Here is a 17,604-nt window from a genome sequence, read left to right on the forward strand (position 1 = left end):
TTTCCTCATCTGCCCCGCTGGCGCGGGTCGGAATTGGCACCGTGATCGCCAGCTACCTCGCGGAATCGAGATGACAGGCTGACGCCGGTTGCCGGGGCTTCATCGGGCCGTTCCCTCTGCCCCTCTGGATGAGCGGTATTCGGTTGTCCGTGGGCGGAATCCGCCCGACGTCGTGAGGAAGCCTACGTCATCGGGATCAGTTCGTGCCACGGCTGTGCGGGTTACGTCACCGTGGCAGGATCGGCAGCGTGACCGCGCCAGCCACCACGCCCGCACCACTGCAGCTCGTGCTCGGGGACGAGGAACTGCTCGTCGAACGCGCGGTGCGAGCCGCGCTGGACTCGGCGCGGCTGGCCGACGCGACGGCGGAGCTGACGCGCGTCCGGGTGTCCGAACTCACACCACCACAGCTCGCCGAGCTGGTCAGCCCTTCGCTGTTCAGCGAGGGCCGCGTGATCGTCATCGAGGGCGCGCAGGACGTCTCGCAGGAGATCTCCGACGCGATCCTGTCCTACGTGCGCATGCCCGCCGACGGCATCGTGCTCGTCGTGGTCCACACCGGTGGTGGGCGGAGCAAGGCGGCCAAGGCGCTGCCGGGTGCGCTCAAGAAGGCGGGCGCTGCCGTCATCGAGTGCGACAAGATCACCAAGCCCGCCGAGCGGGAAGCCTTCGTGCGCAACGAGGTTCGGCGGGCGGGCGGACGGATCGACGCGCCAGGGGTGGTCGCGCTCATCGACGCGGTCGGCTCCGACCTGCGGGAGCTCGCCTCGGCCGCCGCGCAGCTCGTGGCCGATTCCGGCGGCAGCGTCGACGAGGAGGCCGTGCGGCGGTATCACCGCGGCCGGGCCGACGTCACCGGGTTCATGGTCGCCGAGAAGGCCGTCGCCGGAGACCGCGCCGCCGCGCTCGAGTCGGTGCGGTGGGCGCAGCAGATCGGGGTGCCGCACGTGCTGGTGGCCGACGCGCTGGCCGACGCGGTCCGCACGATCGCCAGGGTGTCCGCGGCGGGCCGGGGCAACCCGAACCAGATGGCGGGCGAGCTGGGGATGCCGCCCTGGAAGATCCGCAAGGCGCAGGGCCAGTCGCGCGGCTGGAACTCGGGTTCGCTCGCCGAGGCCATGCGCATCGTCGCCCGCGTGAACGCCGAGGTGAAGGGCGCCGCGGCCGATCCGGACTACGCGATCGAGCGTGCCGTGCTGGACCTCATCGCCGCGAAGCAACGCCGCTAGGCGACGCGCCCCAGCGCCACCTTTGGTGCGCTCGGGGCACCGCCCGTCTCCCACACCCCCAACGGAGACGCTGCGCCATAGGGGACTTTCGGCGAACACGCGCCGACAACGGCGAAGCCCCCGGAGACCGTTGGTCACCGGGGGCTTCGCGACAGCTTGTCGGCAGGCTCAGAGCTTGTTGGCGCGCTGGGCCATCGCGGACTTCTTGTTCGCGGCCTGGTTCTTGTGGATCACGCCCTTGCTGGCAGCCTTGTCCAGCTTGCGCGCGGCCTCTCGCTGCAGCTCGATGGCCTTGTCCTTGTCACCGGCGTCAGCGGCCTCGCGGAACTTGCGGATCGCGGTCTTCACCGCCGACTTGACCGACTGGTTGCGCTGGCGCGCCTTCTCGTTGGTCTTGATGCGCTTGATCTGGGACTTGATGTTGGCCACGCGGGCGCTCCTCACATCGTTCGGCGGGATTGTCGTTGTCGCGTTCTCGTGGCCCCGGTGACTCACCGGGCTTCCTCCCTGGCGGAATGCCACACGGCAACGGCTGAACAGCATAACAACGGGTCACCGCGGGACCTCGGCCAGGTCGGTTACCTGGGCTCGCAGTGCCTGGGGTTTCGCCGTCTCCCCGCTGGCGCAGGCTCGCACACAACCAGGGGTCCGGCTACCTCTGCTACCCGGTCTCCGCCGTCGCTCTGCTGCCCGTGGTGCTCGCGATGGTGTTGTTCGGCGACCGGCGTCCGGAGTGGAGCTGGCTGCTGGCCGCCGCCGTGACGGTGGTCTGCCATGTGCTCTACGGCGTCGTCCTGCAACGCGGGTACGCGGTCGGCGACCTGTCCGTCGTGTACCCGGTCGCCAGGGGAGCGGACCTCTGCTGTCGGTGCTCGTCGCCGTGCTGGTGCTCGGGGAACGACCGGGCTGGCCCGGTCTGGTGGGGAAGCTGCGGCGGGAGCACCGGCGTGAGGTGCTGCTGGTGTGTCCGCTGTCTCCGTTGGCCTGCCTGCTCGTGTTCTTCGCCTTGCGGCTCGCGCCGGTGAGCCTCGTCGCGCCCGCCAGGGAGCTGAGCATCGTGCTCGGCAGTCTCGCCGGCTGGTTGTTGCTGGGCAGCGGCACCCTGGTAGGCGGCCGGCGGTTCTGCTCGTGTTGTTCGGGATCACGGCGACCGCACTCGCATGAGACCGTGTTGCCCATGGACGTGCTGAGCAGCAGGGTGCTGGTGCATCCCAGGGATCCCGACGTGACGAAGGCCTTCTACCGCGACACGCTCGGGCTCGCGGTCTACCGCGAGTTTCCCGGCGGCACCGTGTTCTTCCTCGGCGGCGGGTTTCTCGAGGTCGTGGGAGAGGGCCGCACCGGCGCCACCCCGGACATGGCGCTGTGGTTGCAGGTCAGAGACGTCGCCGCGGCCGTGGCCGAGCTGCGCGCGAAGGGCGTCGAGCCGGTGAAGGGCCCGCAGCGGGAACCGTGGGGACTCGACGAGGCGTGGATCTCCGACCCGGACGGCACGCGGATCGTGCTCGTGGAGATCCCGTCGGACCACCCGCTGAGGGTCGATGTGCGCTCCCAGTAGCTCCGTCTCGGGGATGCCCGGTTCGCCGAGACCGGGATCCTCGTGACGATCGGATTCGCCAGGCAGAGGGCTCAGCGCTGTGGCCGGCACCGTCGAGAGCCGCCACCAGCGGCTCCGGGCGCTGCCTGCCGGGGATGAACCGGCCACCGAGCCGCGGCGGCCGCGTTCAGGCGGGCCGCCACGCCCGCAGCTGGGCCGCGCGCGTGGCGGCGAGGCCGGGCGGGTCCCACACCCATGTCTGCAGGTCGCCGAAGCCGGCGGCCTCCAGCTCCCTGGCGAGGTCGTGCCGTGGCACCGGCAGCCACTTCTCGTGCGCGGAGAGCACGAGCCGCCCTCCCGGCCGCAGCACGCGGAACAGCTCGGCGAACGCGGCTTCCCGGTCGGCCCACAGCTGCACGTTGTTGACGCTGAGCACGACGTCCACGGACTCCCCTGGCTGCCCGGTGGCGGCGGCGGTGCCCGCTCGCAGCCGCACGGTGCCCTCACGCACCGCGGCGGCGCATCGCGCGCGGCACAGCTGGAGCATCTCCTCGGAGGGGTCGACGCCGACGGCGAGCCGGCTGCGGGCGGCCACCTCGGCGAGTCCGATGCCAGGGCCGGGTCCGAGCACGAGCACCGTCTCGTCCGCGGCCGGTTTCGCCACCTCGACCACGTGCCGCTCGGTCGCCGCGTTGCCGTGCGCCATCAGCGCTCCGCCGATGCGGCCGAGCAGACCGCGGGGGTGACCGAAGGCCCGGTCGAGCGGTTCGTCAAGTACAGAACTCATCCTTCGAGGTCAGCACGGACTGGACGAGACCCGCATCGGGGATGACCCGGAAATGTCGGTGTGGCGGCATGGGAACATGGAGGGTGCCACCCGCGAGCGACCTGAGGTAACGAGTGACACAGACACGCCCGTCCGCCGACACCACGTTCACGCCCCCGGAGCACATCCGGAACTTCTGCATCATCGCCCACATCGACCACGGCAAGTCCACCCTGGCCGACCGGATGCTGCAGCTCACCGGCGTGGTCGAGGAGCGGGCCATGCGCGCCCAGTACCTGGACCGGATGGACATCGAGCGGGAGCGCGGCATCACGATCAAGGCGCAGAACGTGCGTCTGCCGTGGCGGCTCGACGGCCAGGACCACGTGCTGCACCTCATCGACACGCCGGGCCACGTGGACTTCACCTACGAGGTCTCCCGTGCGCTCGAGGCGTGTGAGGGCGCGATCCTGCTGGTGGACGCCGCGCAGGGCATCGAGGCGCAGACGCTGGCGAACCTCTACCTCGCGCTCGACAAGGACCTGCACATCCTTCCGGTCCTCAACAAGATCGACCTGCCCGCCGCGGAGCCGGACAAGTACGCGGCCGAGCTGGCGAACATCATCGGCTGCGAGCCCTCCGACGTGCTGCGGGTGTCGGCGAAGACGGGTGAGGGCGTCAAGGAGCTGATCGACGAGGTCGTGCGCCAGGTGCCGCCGCCGGTGGGCGACTCCGATGCCCCGGCGCGCGCGCTCATCTTCGACTCCGTCTACGACACCTACCGCGGCGTGGTCACCTACATTCGCGTCGTCGACGGCAAGATCACTCCGCGCGAGCGGATCAAGATGATGTCGACCGGGGCCACGCACGAGCTGCTCGAGGTCGGCATCATCTCGCCGGAGCCGAAGGCCGCGAAGGGACTCGGCGTCGGCGAGGTGGGTTACCTCATCACCGGCGTGAAGGACGTCCGCCAGTCGAAGGTCGGCGACACGGTGACCGCGGAGCGCCACGGCGCCAAGGAGCCGCTCGCCGGCTACCGCGAGCCGCAGCCGATGGTCTACTCGGGCCTGTACCCCGTGGACGGCTCCGACTACCCGGACCTGCGCGAGGCGCTGGACAAGCTGCGGCTCAACGACGCCGCGCTCAGCTACGAGCCCGAGACGTCGGTAGCGCTCGGCTTCGGTTTCCGCTGCGGGTTCCTTGGCCTGCTGCACCTGGAGATCACGCGCGACCGCCTGGAGCGTGAGTTCGGCCTCGAGCTGATCTCCACCGCGCCGAACGTCGTCTACCAGGTCTTCCTGGAGGACGGCACCGAGCTCGTGGTCACCAACCCGTCGGACTGGCCCACCGGCGGCAAGATCGCCGAGGTGCACGAGCCGGTCAGCAAGGTCACGGTGATCGCGCCGTCGGAGTTCATCGGCGCGATCATGGAGCTGTGCCAGAGCAAGCGCGGCCAGCTGCTCGGTATGGACTACCTGTCCGAGGACCGCGTCGAGCTGCGGTACCAGCTTCCGCTCGCCGAGATCATTTTCGACTTCTTCGACTCGCTGAAGTCGCGCACCCGCGGCTACGCCTCGCTCGACTACGAGGAGGCGGGGGAGCAGGCCGCCGACCTGGTCAAGGTGGACATCCTGCTGCAGGGCGAGGCGGTGGACGCGTTCTCGGCGATCGTGCACAAGGACGCCGCCTACAGCTACGGCAACCGGATGGCGACTCGCCTGCGCGAGCTCATCCCGCGCCAGCAGTTCGAGGTGCCGATCCAGGCCGCGATCGGCTCGCGCATCATCGCTCGCGAGACCATCCGCGCGATCCGCAAGGACGTGCTCGCCAAGTGCTACGGCGGTGACATCTCGCGTAAGCGCAAGCTGCTGGAGAAGCAGAAGGAAGGCAAGAAGCGCATGAAGACCGTCGGCCGCGTGGAGGTGCCGCAGGAGGCCTTCGTCGCGGCACTGTCCACTGAGGACAGCGGTGGCGACAAGGGCAAGGGCAAGAAGTAGCCTCCCGTTCTTGCAAGACAGCGGGGAGCCGCGCCGGGATGATGCGAGAGTGATCAGCAGAATCATCCCCTATGCCGACGGAGCAGATCTCGGCGCGTCCCGGGACTTCTACGTCGAGGTCCTCGGACTCGAGGTCGCGATGGAGGATCCGGTGCTCGGTCTGCGATCGCCGGCCAACCCCACGGCGCAGGTACTCGTCCTACCGCCCGGAGCGGAGCACCCCCAGCCTCGTTTCGGGGTCGATGTCGGCGAACCGGCGGCCGTCGACGCGGCGCATGCCTTGGCGGTGCGTCGTGGCCTGCGGGTCGTCTACCCGCTCACCGACGAGCCGTGGGGCGTTCGACGCTTCTTCGTCGAGGACCCTGGCGGCACGGTGATCAACGTGCTCGCACACCTGCGGTGACCCCGCGCCCTAGCGGTCGCTGATCCGCACCGCCTCGACGAACAGGGCGGTGCGCCGCTCCTCCGCCATCACGCGGTCGTACTCGGCCCAGTCGTCGTGGGTGCCGCCGGCCGCGGTGAAGATGTCGCGCAACAGCTGGGGCAGCCGCTCGGCGGGGAAGTGCTCGCACGTGTCGTCGGGCCCGATCAGGCGCGCCGGGCCCTGCACGGACACCCATCGCCAGCCGTGCCGGAAGACGAACGTCGCGTGTCCGCTGCGGCGCAGGAGTTCGCGCTTGCGGGCTCCGCCGACCAGTACTGCCGCGACCGAGGGCCTCCCGGACACCGGGTCGTCGAGCACGCCCGCGTTGACCACGGAGGCGTGCACCGTGCCGTCGGGCCGGGTGGTGGCGAGCGTCGCCAGGCCGTGTTCGGCGGCGGCGAGCTCACGGACGAGGGCGAGATCGGCGGGCATGCCCCCACGGTAACGACGCCAGGGCCGCGCGGGGATGGTCTCCCCACGCGGCCCCGGGACGGGTTGCGCCGTCAGACGCCGAGCAGGATGGCGAGCGCCTCGACCAGCGATGCCGACGTGGCGGCGATCGTCTCGTCCAGGTACTCGGCGATCGGGGTCAGCTCGGCCGCGGACGCCTGGCCCCCGACGATCGCGAGCATGGGCACCGTCAGCGCGCTCACCGCGACGCCGCGCATGGTCCAGCGCTTCGCCGTGCTCCGCGCGGTCACCTGGTTGTCGGTCATTGCCGTCCTCTTCCTCTCGGTTCGACGCGAACGTCGCTCGCGTCGTGGGGGCAGCCTGCACTGGGCCAAACGGCGCAACAAGGCGATTTACGGACGGTTTTCGATCATGAAACAGCGGCTAGCTCGGCGGGGTGACACCCGTTTACCCGATGGTCATGCCGGTGAATTCGTTTCTCACCTTCCCGTAACGAGGGTGGTGACCGGGCGCGTCATCGCGGTCCGTGAGGGCTTCGTACGCTTGGCGCATGTTCGACAGCTTGCGTGTCCCGGTGGTGGTGGCCCCGATGGCCGGTGGTCCGTCGACGCCGGAGCTCGTGGCCGCGGCCGTGCGTGCGGGAGCCTTCGGCTTCCTGGCGGGCGGCTATCTCGGTGCCGCGGCGTTGGGGGATCAGATCAGCAAGGCAAGGGAGCTCTGCGGTGACACGTTCGGCGTGAACCTCTTCGTGCCCGGCATCCGGGCCACCGTGGACCTGCGGCCCTACGCGGAACGGTTACGCGAGGAGGCGCGGCGTTACGACGTCGAGCCCGGCGCCGCGCTCTGGGACGACGACGGCTACGGCGCCAAGCTCGACCTGCTCGTGGAGCAGCGGGTGCCGGTGGTGTCGTTCACCTTCGGGGTGCCGCTGGAGACCGACATCGAGCGGCTCCACCAAGCGGGCAGCACGGTCGTTGTCACTGTCACCTCGCCAGAGGAAGCGCGTCAGGCCGCCGAGGCGGGCGCGGACGCGCTGTGCGTGCAGGGGTTCGAGGCCGGTGGGCACCGTGGCCTGTTCACCGATGATGCCGGCCGGGCCGAGGGTGGCGAGCTGTACGGGCTGCTCGCGGCGCTCCGGCTCGTCGGGGCCGAGACGGACCTGCCGCTGATCGCCGCCGGTGGTCTTGTCCACGGCGGGGACGTGGCCGCCGTCGTCACCGCGGGCGCCGTGGCGGCCCAGCTCGGCACAGCGTTCCTGCGGGCGGACGAGGCGGGCACCAACGCGACGCAGCGGCGCGCGCTCGCCGACGCGGGCCGTCCCACCGCCTTCACCCGTGCGTTCAGCGGACGGCCCGCACGTGGCCTGGTCAACCGGTTCCTGCGCGAGCACTCCGGCGACGCCCCGTCGGCCTACCCGCAGCTGCACAACCTCAGCAAGCCGATCAGGGCAGCGGCGAGTGCGGCGGGCGACCCCGAGGCGATGTCGCTGTGGGCGGGGCAGACGTACTCGCTCGCGGGTCAGGCGCCCGCCGCCGAGATCATCGAGACGTTGCGGGAGCAGGCCAGGGCAGCGCTGGAGCGGAGTGTGCGCAGGTTCGGCTGAAGCCCGGCCCGCCTCAGTGCGCCTCAGCCAGCCGCGCCCGCGGCGGCGGACGGCAGCGGGGCGGTCTCGGGCCGGGCGCGGTTGCCCTGTGCGAAGTAGGTCAGCACCTCGGCGATCGCCTGCGGGTCGTCCAGCTGTGGGCAGTGCCCCCAGTCCTCGCGCTCCAGCAGCCTGCTGTGCGGCACGAGCGCGTGCAGCTGCCGCCCCGACGCCGCGCTCACCAGCCGGTCCTTACCGCAGACGATGATCAGCAGCGGTGCGGTGATGCGGTCGAGCTGGTAGGCGGACTCCAGCTCGGCGACGAGCTGCCTGGCCTCGGCGAGCCTGCTGGTGGTGGTGCTGTAGTCGGGGAAGAGGTCGAGGAACCGGCGGACGTGCACGGCGTCGGCCATCTTGATGTCGGCGTAGAGCAGGCGCGGCACCACCTGCTGGGCGATCGAGCGCACGACGAAGCCGGGCACGGGCAGCGGCAGCGACGCACACAGGCGCAGCGCGAGCGGGTACTTGGCGACCGTCCTGATCAGCCACGAGTCCACGAAGCCGGGCGCGGCGATCGAGACGATCCCGGCGATCGGCAGCTTGGGGTTCTGCGCGGCGCGCAAGCTCATCGTTCCGCCGAGCGAGTTGCCGACGAGCACCACGCTGCCGAGCGCGGCCTGCTCCCGGATCACGGCGGCCGTGAACGCGTCGAGCTGGGGAAGCATCGCGCCGGGGCGCAGCGGAGCGGCCTCACCGAAGCCGGGCAGGTCGACGGCGAGCACCGCGATGCCGGCGTCGGCGAGCTGTTCGAGCACGGGGCGCCAGGTGTCGGCGCTGTCGCAGTAGCCGTGCAACAGGACGATGCGGGGCGCGTCGGGCCGGGCTCCCTGGCGGCGCCTTCTGGTGCGCCTGCCCGACTCGACCATGCGCGGGCCGACCTCCAGCACCCTGGTGCGGAAACCCGCGAAGCGGCGATACCCGGCCCGGATAACCGGGCCGGGCAGAGCTTCTCGCTGCGCCGCGATCATGCTTTCAGGTTAACCGGAATACGGGATTTTCAAGCCCGTTCTCCCGGACACGAACCCGTATCGGCGCAATGTCAACACGGTGTCTGTGCAGGTCAGCAGCGTTCTGGGAAACTAACGCACAAACACGATTTTCCCGGCGGTGGCGCCTTTCAGCATGTCCGAAAAGCCCGACTCGGCCTGCTCGAACGGCAGCTCGGCACCGATCTGCGGCCGGATCCCGGCCAGGTCGGTGTAGGAGAGCAGGTCGGCCAGCTCGTCGCGGGTGCCCATCGTGGAGCCCACCACGTTCAGCTGCAGAAAGAACAGTCGCTGCAGGTCGGCGCTCGGGTCGGGGCCGCTGGTGGAACCCGACACCACGATGGTCCCGCCCGGCTTCAACGACTTCATCGAATGCGACCACGTGGCCTTGCCCACCGTCTCGAACACGGCGTCGACGCGCTCGGGCAGGCGAGTCCCGGACTCGAACGTCTGGTGGGCGCCCAGCTGCTCCGCCAGTGCCCGCTTCTCCTCGCTGCGGCCGGTGACCCACACGCGGAACCCCGCCGCCCGGCCCAGCTGCACCAGCGCGGTCGACACACCGCCGGAGGCGCCCTGCACCAGGAATGTCTGCCCCGGCCGCAGCCCGGACTTGACGAACAGCATCCGGTAGGCGGTCAGCCACGCGGTGCCCATGGTCGCTGCCTCCGCGAACGAGAGGCCCGCTGGCTTGGGGAGCACGTTGCGGGCCGGGACCACCACCGAGTCGGCGAACGTGCCCTGGTGCTTCTCGGTGAGCAGCGTCCGCTTCGGGTCGAGGGTGTCGTCCCCGCGCCACGAGGCGTCGTTGACCACCGAGTGGATCACCACCTCGGTGCCGTCGTCGAGCACGCCGGCGCCGTCGCAGCCCAGGATCATGGGGAACTGCTCCTGCTTGATCCCCACGCCGCGCAGCGTCCAGATGTCGTGCATGTTCAGGCTGGCCGCCCTGACGGAGACCTTCACCCAGCCGTCGGGGACCTCCGGCTCCGGTCGTTCACCCACCACCAGCGAGGCGAGCGGATCGTCGGGGTTGGCTTCTTTGGCATAGACGGCGAACATGGCGTCAACCTACCTGGCGTACGCTCTTCGTTGTGTTCGACGGAGTGGCCCGCTGGTGGGACAGCCTCGAGCTGTGGCTCGCGCAGCAGTGGTTCCCCGTGCAGTTCGTGCTGGTGATGGCCGTGCTGATACCGCTGTGCGTGGGGCTGGCATGGCTGATCCACCGTGTCGTCCACGCGGTCGCCGACCGCGTCAGCAGGTTCCGCGGCGCAACCCGCCGCCCGGACAGAACGTCCTAGGGAGGCGTGGGTGCTCTCCCGTAGGCGCATCAGTGTGGCGCTGGTCGGGCTCATCGTGCTGGTTCTCGGCGGATGGCTGATCAGGGACGTCATGGCGGTTGACGCCCCGCCAACCGGGCCGGGTAGCCTGCCGGGCGCGGATTCGGGCCTCGAGGTGGTGTCGCTGTCCAGCCTGCCACCCGAGGCGGAGGAGACGTGGCGGCTCATCGAGCAGGGCGGCCCCTTCCCGTATCCCGCGAAAGACGGCACGACATTCGGCAATAGGGAGAGTGTGTTGCCTGAGAAGCCCTCCGGTTACTACCGGGAGTACACGGTCGAGACGCCGGGCAGCCCCGACCGCGGTGCGCGCAGGCTGGTCACCGGCGACGGTGACGAGCTGTACTACACCGGTGACCACTACGCGTCGTTCCTCGTCGTGGACCCCAGGCGATGACCGTCCCACCCAGGCCCGACCTCAAGACGGCCACGGAGCAGGCGCGTGCCCGTGGCGCGTTCACGCACGTGCTCGACGGCACGAAACACCCCGACAAGCTCGGCACGCTCGACGCGATCGCCGCCGCGCTGTCGTTCCCCGACTACTTCGGCCGCAACCTCGACGCGCTCTACGACTGCCTGACCGACCTCGGCTGGCTGCCCACCGGCGAGCACGTGCTGATCTGGGTGGCCTCCGACGTCCTCAAGCAGGCCGATCCGAGGGCCTACCTCGCGGTGCACAGCGTGCTGTCCGACGCCCAGCGCGCACTCGCGCCGGGCGGCGAACGCACCGACAGCCGCACCCTCACCGTGGTGCTGGCGGACTGACCCGGCCGCCCTCCCTCTTTCCGGCCGCAGTGAAGGCCACCATGCCTGCGCCCGCCCGTCTCCCTCCACCACCCAGACGGAGGCGCTCCGCGCCGCTGAGTCTGGTTCAACGCAGTGAAGGTGGCCTTCACTGCAGAGGGCTAGTCCTGGGGCACCCAGCTGGGCTTGCGCTTCTCCGCGAAGGCCGTGATGCCCTCCTGGCCCTCCTCGCTCGCGAAGAAACGGGCGGAGGTGGCCAGCATCGTCTCGAACGTCTTCGGCATCTCCCGGCCGCTCTCGCCCTGCAGCAGGTCCTTGGTGGCGGCGAGCGCGGCCGGGCCGCCCAGCGCGAGCGAGGTGACGTAGCGCTCCACGGTGGTGTCGAGCAGCTCCGCCGGCACGGCGGCGTTGATGAGCCCGATCGACGCGGCGCGCTCGGCGTCGAAGACGTCACCGGTGAGGAACAGCTCGTGGGCCGCGCGCGGGGTGAGCCTCGGCAGCACGGTCACGGAGATGATCGCCGGGATCACGCCGATGCGGACCTCGCTGAACGCGAACGTCGCGCTGTCCACGGCCACCGCGATGTCGGCGGCCGCGACGATGCCCACGCCACCCGCGCGCGCGGGCCCGGCCAGCCGGGCCACCACCGGCTTCGGGCTGGTCCAGATGCGCTCGAGGATGGCGGGGAACTCGTTGACGCCCTGGTCCTGCGAACCGGCGCCGCGGGCCTCCTTGAGGTCCATCCCGGCGCAGAAGACCGGGCCGGTGTGCGTGAGCACGATCACCCGCACAGCGTCGTCCGCGACGGCCTGCTCCAGGCCCGCGCTCAGCTCCTTGCGCAGCTGCGCGGACAGGGCGTTGCGGTTGTGCGGGGAGTCTAGGGTGATCGTCGCGACGCCGCCGGTCACGTCGTAGTGCACGAGTTCGTCAGCCATGCCGACACCTTCGCACAGCGCGACGTCAGGCGGAGCGGAGAGTGGCGGACAACGCCGCGAGGTAGCGGTCGAGCACCACGTCGGCGACCCTGTCCTCCGCGCCGAGTGGAGCCGCCATGGGGGAGCCGGGCGCGGCCTGCTCGGTCAGGTCGCGGATGCGGTCCGGCAGCAGGCCGGGCGCGAGGAACCAGGACGCGACGGCGAAGCGGCCCGCGCCTTTGGCCCGCAGCTTGGCGATCGCGGCGGGCACGTCGGGTTTGGTGGCGCTCGCGAACGCGGGCGCGACGAGGCAGCCGTGGCGGGCCTGCCAGCGTTCGGCCAGCCGCGCGACGACGGCGTTGGCCGGGGCGTGGGAGGAGCCCACGGCGGAGAGCACCACACCGAGGCCGGGGTCGGCGAGGTCGACGCCGGTGGCCCTCAGCCGGTCCAGCGCGACGGCTTCGAGCAGTGGGTCGGCGCCCAGCACGTCGGCCACCGAGACGCGCAGCCGGGGCAGCCGCGCGGTGACCTCGTCGACGATGCCGGGCAGGTCCACGCGGGCGTGGTAGGCACGGCCGAGCAGCAGCGGCGCCGCCACGACGTGCCGGTGGCCTTCCGCGTGCAGGGCGGTGAGGACCTCGGGAACGGACGGTGCGGACAGGTCGAGGAACGCGACCCGGACGTCCACGTCCGGGGCCGCCGCGCGCACGACGTCGCCGAGCGCGCGCACGGTAGCCGCCGACCGGGGGTCGCGGCTACCGTGCGCGACCACGACGAGTGGCGCCGAGGTCACTCCTGCTCCGAACCGCCCAGCGCGCTGAACCGCTCGCCGACGAGCCCGGCCGCCAGCGTGTCGCCGTCCTTCGGGTCGATCACGAGGAACGCGCCGGTGCGGGCGCTCGTCGCGTAGTCGTCCACCGGGATCTCCTCGGAGAGGCGCAGCTTCACACTGCCGATCTCGTTCAACTCCAGCGAGTCCGGACCCTCCACAATCGACAGAGCTTGCTCGTCGAAGCGCGAGTTGAGCTCCTCCACCATCGCCTGCACCGTGCGCGCGCCGTGCTTGACGAGCACCCGCGCACCGGGCTGCAGCGACTTCGTGGACAGCCAGCACAGGGCGGCGGTGAACGCGTCGGTCACCTCTGGACGGTCGGCCGCCGAGGCGATGAGGTCACCGCGCGCGATGTCCAGGTCGTCGGCGAGCAGCACGGTGACCGAGCTGCCCGCGCCTGCCTCCTCCAGCTGGCCGTCCGGGGTGTCGACGCGCTCGACGGTGGTGCGCAGCCCACGCGGCAGCACGACGACCTCGTCGCCGGGCCGCACGGTGCCGGCGGCGATCTGGCCGGCGTAGCCGCGGTAGTCCGGGTACTCAGGGGTGCGGGGCCGGATGACGTACTGCACGGGGAACCGGAACGGCGCCTCGTGCGGGTCCGGCGCGACCGGCACGTTCTCCAGGTGCTCGAGCAACGTGGGGCCCGTGTACCACGGCGTGTTCTCCGATCGCGTGGCGACGTTGTCGCCCACCAGCGCCGACACCGGGATGGCGAGCACGGAACCCTCGGAGTAGCCCAGCGACGACGCGTGCGCGGCGAACTCCTTGGCGATCACCGTGAACGCGGCCTCGTCGTAGCCGATGAGGTCCACCTTGTTCACCGCGAGCACGAGCCGGGGAACACCCAGCAGCGCCAGCACGGCGGCGTGCCGCCTGGTCTGCTCCACCACGCCCTTGCGGGCGTCGACGAGCAGCACGGCGAGCTGCGCGGTGGACGCGCCGGTGACCGTGTTGCGGGTGTACTGCACGTGGCCGGGAGTGTCCGCGAGCACGAAACTGCGCTTGGGTGTGGCGAAGTAGCGGTAGGCCACGTCGATGGTGATGCCCTGCTCCCGTTCGGAGCGCAGGCCGTCCACCAGCAGGGAGAGGTCCGGAGTGGACAGACCGCGGTCGACGCTGGCGCGCTGCACGGCGTCGAGCTGGTCGGCCAGCACCGACTTGGTGTCGTAGAGCAGCCTGCCGACCAGCGTCGACTTCCCGTCGTCGACGCTGCCTGCCGTGGCGAGCCTCAGCAAAGAGCTCATGGCTAGAAGTACCCCTCCCGCTTGCGGTCCTCCATGGCGGCTTCGGAGAGCCGGTCGTCCGCCCTGGTGGCGCCGCGTTCGGTCAGCCTGCTGGCCTGGACCTCGGCGATCACGTCCTCCACGGTGGACGCGGTGGACTCCACGGCACCGGTGCACGATCCGTCGCCCACGGTGCGGTAGCGCACCGTCAGTTCCTCGACCTTCTCGCCCTCGCGGGGGCCGCCCCATGGTCCCTCGGTGAGCCACATGCCGTCGCGCCGGTACACCTTGCGCTTGTGGGCGTAGTAGATCGAGGGCAGGTCGACGCCCTCGCGGGCGATGTAGTTCCAGACGTCCGCCTCGGTCCAGTTGGACAGCGGGAACACGCGCACGTGCTCGCCGGGGCGGTGCCTGCCGTTGTAGAGGTTCCACAGCTCGGGCCGCTGCCTGCGCGGGTCCCACTGGCCGAACGCGTTGCGCAGGCTGAAGATGCGTTCCTTGGCGCGGGCGCGCTCCTCGTCCCGGCGGCCGCCGCCGAAGACGGCGTCGAACTTGTGCTCGGCGATGGTGTCGAGCAGCGGCTGGGTCTGCAGCGGGTTGCGCGTGCCGTCGGGGCGCTCGACGAGGCGCCCGTCGTCGATCCAGTCCTGAACGTGCGCGACCACGAGCCGCAGCCCGTACTTCTCGACCACGCGGTCGCGGAAGTCGATGACCTCCTCGAAGTTGTGCCCGGTGTCCACGTGCAGCAGCGGGAACGGCACCGGCGCAGGCCAGAAGGCCTTGATCGCCAGGTGCAGCAGCAACGTGGAGTCCTTGCCACCGGAGAAGAGGATCACGGGCCGGTCGAACTCGCCCGCGACTTCACGGAAGATGTGGACGGCTTCCGACTCCAGCGCGATGAGGTTGTCCCGCGCCGCGTCGGTCGCGGCCTCCAGTGTGGTCATGACATCCTTCCTCAGGCGTGCAGCCCGCACTCGGTCTTGGTCTTGCCGGCCCAGCGGCCGCTGCGCGGGTCGGCACCCGGTGCGACCTTCGCGGTGCACGGGGCGCAGCCGATCGACGGGTAACCCTCGGCGACCAGCGGGTTCTGCAGGATCCCGTGCTCGTCGATGTAGTTGTTGAACTCGTCGTCGGTCCATGCCGCGATGGGGTTGACCTTCACGAGGCCGTTCCGATCGTCCCACGTCACGATCGGTGTATTCGCCCTGGTCGGGGCATCTACTCTGCGTACACCCGTGACCCAGCACGAGTAGTTCGCCAGCGTCTTGCGAAGCGGGATCACCTTGCGCAGGTGGCAGCACTGGTTCGGGTCGCGGTCGTGCAGTTTCGGCCCGTACTCGGCGTCCTGCTCGGCCACGGACTGCTCCGCCTGCGCGTTGACGACGGTGATGTCCGGGTAGACCGTCGCGACGGCGTCGCGCGTGCCGATGGTCTCCGCGAAGTGGTAGCCGGTCTCCAGGAACAGCACATCCACATCGGACTTCACCTTGGTCGCCAGGTCGACCAGCACGGCGTCCTGCATGTTCGATGCGACGATCAGGTCGTCTCCGAACTGCTCGACCGCCCAGCGCAGCGCCTCCTCGGCGCTCGCGTTCGCCAGTCGCTCGGACGCCTCCTCCGCCAGTGCCTTCAGCTCTTCGGTCGAAGCCGCCGCGGTCATCGAGTCACCTCCGGTATCTGCAGGCCGATGAATGTCACCGAGAACACCCGCCGACAGGACGAACACAGCCAGGCACCGTTCTCTTCCGGTCGGAGATCCTCGTCGCCACAGTACGGACAGTAGAACGCGGTGGCCCTGGTGGGCGGGGTTCCTCCTGAATCCGTCACTTCAGCTCGGCTTCCTCGGCGCGGGTGACCCACTGGGCGAACCTTTCCCCTTCCTCTCGCCCGGCGAGGTAGTTGCGCACGACCCGCTCCACGTAGTCCGTCAGCTCCGCACTGGTCACCTTGTGTCCGCGAAGTTTACGGCCGAAGCCGGCGTCGAGTCCGAGGCCACCGCCGAGGTGCACCTGGAAGCCCTCGACCTGGTTGCCCTCGTCGTCGGTGACGATCTGGCCCTTGAGGCCGATATCGGCGACCTGGACGCGGGCGCACGAGTTGGGGCAGCCGTTGAGGTGCACGGTGACCGGATTGTCCAGTCCGTCCTGGATTCCGGCGAGCCGCTGCTCCAGCTCGGCCACGAGCGCTTCGGCGCGGGCCTTGGTCTCGACGATCGCGAGCTTGCAGAACTCGATGCCCGTGCAGGCCATGACGTTGCGCCGCCACGGCGACGGCTCGGTCTGCAGGCCTGCCTCGGCGAGCTCGGCCTTCAGCCCGTCCACTTCGGTCTCCGGGACGTCGAGCACCACGAGCTTCTGCTGCGGGGTGAGGCGGACGCGGCCGGAACCGGCGCGCTCCGCGGCCTTCGCCGCCGCGATCAGCATCGAGCCCGACGAGCGGCCGGCGACCGGAGCGCCGCCGACGTAGTACAGCCCGTCCTTCTGCTGGTGGACACCGATGTGGTCGATCGGCCGCGCGGGCACCTCGGGCGCGGGCCCGTCGATCAGCGGGCGCTTGAGGTACTCGGTCTCCAGTACCTCGCGGAACTTCTCGGCACCCCAGTCCTTCACGAGGAACTTGATGCGCGCGCGGGAGCGCAGCCTGCGGTAGCCGTAGTCACGGAAGATGCTGATGACGCCGGCCCAGACCTCCGGCACCTCGTCGCGCGGGACCCACGCCCCGAGCCGCTGCGCGATCATCGGGTTGGTGGACAGACCGCCGCCGACCCAGACGTCGAAGCCTGGCCCGTGCTCGGGGTGCTCGACGCCGACGAACGCGACGTCGTGGATCTCGTGGGCCACGTCCTGCTGCCCGGAGATCGCGGTCTTGAACTTGCGCGGCAGGTTGGCGAACTGCGGGTCGCCGACGTAGCGGCGCTTGATCTCCTCGATCGCGGGCGTGCCGTCGATGATCTCGTCCCTGGAGATGCCCGCGACCGGCGAGCCGAGGATGACGCGCGGGCTGTCGCCGCACGCCTCCATCGTGGTGAGGCCGGCATCCTCGAGCCTCTTCCAGATCGTCGGCATGTCCTCGACCTGGATCCAGTGGTACTGGATGTTCTGCCGGTCGGTGATGTCGGCCGTGTCGCGCGCGTAGGTCTGCGAGATCTCGCCGAGGAGCGCCAGCTGATCGGTGGTCAGCGCGCCGCCGTCCAGCCGCACCCGCAGCATGAAGTAGCTGTCGTCGAGCTCCTCCGGCTCCAGCGTCGCGGTGCGGCCGCCGTCGATGCCCGGCTTGCGCTGCGTGTAGAGGCCGTACCAGCGGAAGCGGCCGCGCAGGTCGCCGGGGTCGATGGAGTCGAAGCCACCGCGGGCGTAGATGTTCTCGATGCGGGCGCGGACGTTGAGCGGGTGATCGTCCTTCTTGGAGCGCTCGTTCGGGTTCAGTGGCTCGCGGTAGCCCAGGGCCCACTGACCCTCACCGCGACGTTGCTTGGTCCGTGCGGGGCGGCCTGCGTTCGGGGCCATCTGTCCTGTCCTCCAGGGCGGTGTTCGCGGTGGACGGCGCCGCGCGTGCCGGAACGCCC

At 70.4% G+C, this 17,604-nt stretch carries 21 protein-coding genes, 1 pseudogene and 1 riboswitch; of the genes and pseudogenes, 9 read left to right on the top strand and 13 right to left on the bottom strand.

The annotated features are described in order from the left end of the window. Positions 1–2 precede the first annotated feature (2 nt). Positions 3–135: riboswitch (SAM riboswitch) on the bottom strand. Positions 136–248: 113 nt separating this feature from the next. After that, positions 249–1,229 (top strand): DNA polymerase III subunit delta, encoded by a 981-nt coding sequence (gene holA / locus DI005_RS26955; RefSeq protein WP_113644032.1) that lies wholly within the window; start codon positions 249–251, stop codon positions 1,227–1,229. Positions 1,230–1,397: 168 nt separating this feature from the next. Here holA and rpsT read toward each other — a convergent pair whose 3' ends face one another. Then, the gene (gene rpsT / locus DI005_RS26960; RefSeq protein WP_110342808.1) at positions 1,398–1,658 is read right to left on the bottom strand and encodes a 30S ribosomal protein S20; all 261 of its coding nucleotides are present in this window, start codon (positions 1,656–1,658) and stop codon (positions 1,398–1,400) included. Positions 1,659–1,822: 164 nt separating this feature from the next. On the opposite strand from rpsT, the pseudogene DI005_RS39190 reads away from it, so the two are divergent. Both DI005_RS39190 and DI005_RS26970 read left to right on the top strand, forming a co-directional pair. Further along, positions 1,823–2,393: pseudogene (locus DI005_RS39190) on the top strand (hypothetical protein). Between the two features lie 13 nt (positions 2,394–2,406). Next, on the top strand, positions 2,407–2,787 hold the full coding sequence (locus DI005_RS26970; RefSeq protein WP_113644091.1) for a VOC family protein: 381 nt from the start codon (positions 2,407–2,409) through the stop codon (positions 2,785–2,787). Between the two features lie 166 nt (positions 2,788–2,953). Here the strand turns inward: DI005_RS26970 and DI005_RS26975 are convergent, their stop codons facing one another. Continuing rightward, positions 2,954–3,553, bottom strand: a complete 600-nt coding sequence (locus tag DI005_RS26975) for a class I SAM-dependent methyltransferase (RefSeq protein WP_113644033.1) — start codon at positions 3,551–3,553, stop codon at positions 2,954–2,956. 113 nt (positions 3,554–3,666) lie between these two features. Here DI005_RS26975 and lepA point away from each other — a divergent pair, with 113 nt between their 5' ends. Together lepA and DI005_RS26985 are read left to right on the top strand one after the other, a co-directional pair. Further along, complete coding sequence (lepA, locus tag DI005_RS26980; protein WP_113644034.1) at positions 3,667–5,529, top strand: translation elongation factor 4; 1,863 nt, start codon at positions 3,667–3,669, stop codon at positions 5,527–5,529. 49 nt (positions 5,530–5,578) lie between these two features. Next, complete coding sequence (locus DI005_RS26985; RefSeq protein ID WP_113644035.1) at positions 5,579–5,932, top strand: VOC family protein; 354 nt, start codon at positions 5,579–5,581, stop codon at positions 5,930–5,932. 9 nt (positions 5,933–5,941) lie between these two features. Here the strand turns inward: DI005_RS26985 and DI005_RS26990 are convergent, their stop codons facing one another. Continuing rightward, positions 5,942–6,385: a pyridoxamine 5'-phosphate oxidase family protein gene (locus DI005_RS26990; protein WP_112275622.1), complete on the bottom strand. Its 444-nt coding sequence runs from the start codon at positions 6,383–6,385 to the stop codon at positions 5,942–5,944. Positions 6,386–6,456: 71 nt separating this feature from the next. Continuing rightward, positions 6,457–6,669 carry a hypothetical protein gene (locus tag DI005_RS26995; RefSeq protein ID WP_112275624.1) on the bottom strand — a complete coding sequence of 71 codons (213 nt, stop codon included), beginning with the start codon at positions 6,667–6,669 and terminating at the stop codon, positions 6,457–6,459. 245 nt (positions 6,670–6,914) lie between these two features. Between DI005_RS26995 and DI005_RS27000 the strand changes: the two genes are divergently transcribed. After that, complete coding sequence (locus DI005_RS27000) at positions 6,915–7,967, top strand: nitronate monooxygenase family protein (protein WP_113644036.1); 1,053 nt, start codon at positions 6,915–6,917, stop codon at positions 7,965–7,967. A 23-nt stretch (positions 7,968–7,990) separates the two neighbouring features. Here the strand turns inward: DI005_RS27000 and DI005_RS27005 are convergent, their stop codons facing one another. Both DI005_RS27005 and DI005_RS27010 read right to left on the bottom strand, forming a co-directional pair. Next, positions 7,991–8,974: an alpha/beta fold hydrolase gene (locus DI005_RS27005; RefSeq protein WP_113644037.1), complete on the bottom strand. Its 984-nt coding sequence runs from the start codon at positions 8,972–8,974 to the stop codon at positions 7,991–7,993. A 111-nt stretch (positions 8,975–9,085) separates the two neighbouring features. Next, a complete protein-coding gene (locus DI005_RS27010; RefSeq protein ID WP_112275630.1) occupies positions 9,086–10,051 on the bottom strand; it encodes a zinc-binding dehydrogenase in 966 nt (321 codons plus the stop codon). A gap of 32 nt (positions 10,052–10,083) precedes the next feature. Here DI005_RS27010 and DI005_RS27015 point away from each other — a divergent pair, with 32 nt between their 5' ends. Genes DI005_RS27015 through DI005_RS27025 form a run of 3 tightly spaced genes read left to right on the top strand, consistent with a single transcriptional unit; the run spans position 10,084 to position 11,091 of the window. After that, positions 10,084–10,290 (top strand): hypothetical protein, encoded by a 207-nt coding sequence (locus tag DI005_RS27015; RefSeq protein WP_112275632.1) that lies wholly within the window; start codon positions 10,084–10,086, stop codon positions 10,288–10,290. Between the two features lie 10 nt (positions 10,291–10,300). After that, positions 10,301–10,723, top strand: a complete 423-nt coding sequence (locus tag DI005_RS27020; RefSeq protein ID WP_112275634.1) for a ribonuclease domain-containing protein — start codon at positions 10,301–10,303, stop codon at positions 10,721–10,723. Further along, a complete protein-coding gene (locus DI005_RS27025) occupies positions 10,720–11,091 on the top strand; it encodes a barstar family protein (protein ID WP_112275636.1) in 372 nt (123 codons plus the stop codon). The genes DI005_RS27020 and DI005_RS27025 overlap by 4 nt, the downstream gene beginning before the upstream one ends. A 140-nt stretch (positions 11,092–11,231) precedes the next feature. Here DI005_RS27025 and DI005_RS27030 read toward each other — a convergent pair whose 3' ends face one another. Genes DI005_RS27030 through DI005_RS27060 form a run of 7 tightly spaced genes read right to left on the bottom strand, consistent with a single transcriptional unit; the run spans position 11,232 to position 17,545 of the window. Beyond that, complete coding sequence (locus DI005_RS27030; protein ID WP_112275637.1) at positions 11,232–12,005, bottom strand: enoyl-CoA hydratase family protein; 774 nt, start codon at positions 12,003–12,005, stop codon at positions 11,232–11,234. 25 nt (positions 12,006–12,030) lie between these two features. Then, positions 12,031–12,777 (bottom strand): sirohydrochlorin chelatase, encoded by a 747-nt coding sequence (locus DI005_RS27035; RefSeq protein WP_112275639.1) that lies wholly within the window; start codon positions 12,775–12,777, stop codon positions 12,031–12,033. Continuing rightward, entirely contained in the window at positions 12,774–14,060 is a 1,287-nt protein-coding gene (locus DI005_RS27040) for a sulfate adenylyltransferase subunit 1 (protein WP_113644038.1), read from the bottom strand. Before DI005_RS27040 ends, DI005_RS27035 begins: the two co-directional genes overlap by 4 nt. 2 nt (positions 14,061–14,062) lie before the next feature. After that, positions 14,063–14,983: a sulfate adenylyltransferase subunit CysD gene (gene cysD / locus DI005_RS27045; RefSeq protein WP_112275643.1), complete on the bottom strand. Its 921-nt coding sequence runs from the start codon at positions 14,981–14,983 to the stop codon at positions 14,063–14,065. Positions 14,984–14,994: 11 nt separating this feature from the next. Beyond that, a complete protein-coding gene (locus tag DI005_RS27050) occupies positions 14,995–15,699 on the bottom strand; it encodes a phosphoadenylyl-sulfate reductase (RefSeq protein WP_110342787.1) in 705 nt (234 codons plus the stop codon). After that, a complete protein-coding gene (locus DI005_RS39195; RefSeq protein ID WP_112275644.1) occupies positions 15,696–15,866 on the bottom strand; it encodes an Insertion element protein in 171 nt (56 codons plus the stop codon). The genes DI005_RS27050 and DI005_RS39195 overlap by 4 nt, the downstream gene beginning before the upstream one ends. Then, on the bottom strand, positions 15,863–17,545 hold the full coding sequence (locus tag DI005_RS27060; protein WP_112275646.1) for a nitrite/sulfite reductase: 1,683 nt from the start codon (positions 17,543–17,545) through the stop codon (positions 15,863–15,865). The genes DI005_RS39195 and DI005_RS27060 overlap by 4 nt, the downstream gene beginning before the upstream one ends. Between the last annotated feature and the right edge of the window lie 59 nt (positions 17,546–17,604).

It is taken from the genome of Prauserella sp. PE36, assembly GCF_003311655.1.
Lineage (GTDB): Bacteria > Actinomycetota > Actinomycetes > Mycobacteriales > Pseudonocardiaceae > Prauserella_A > Prauserella_A endophytica.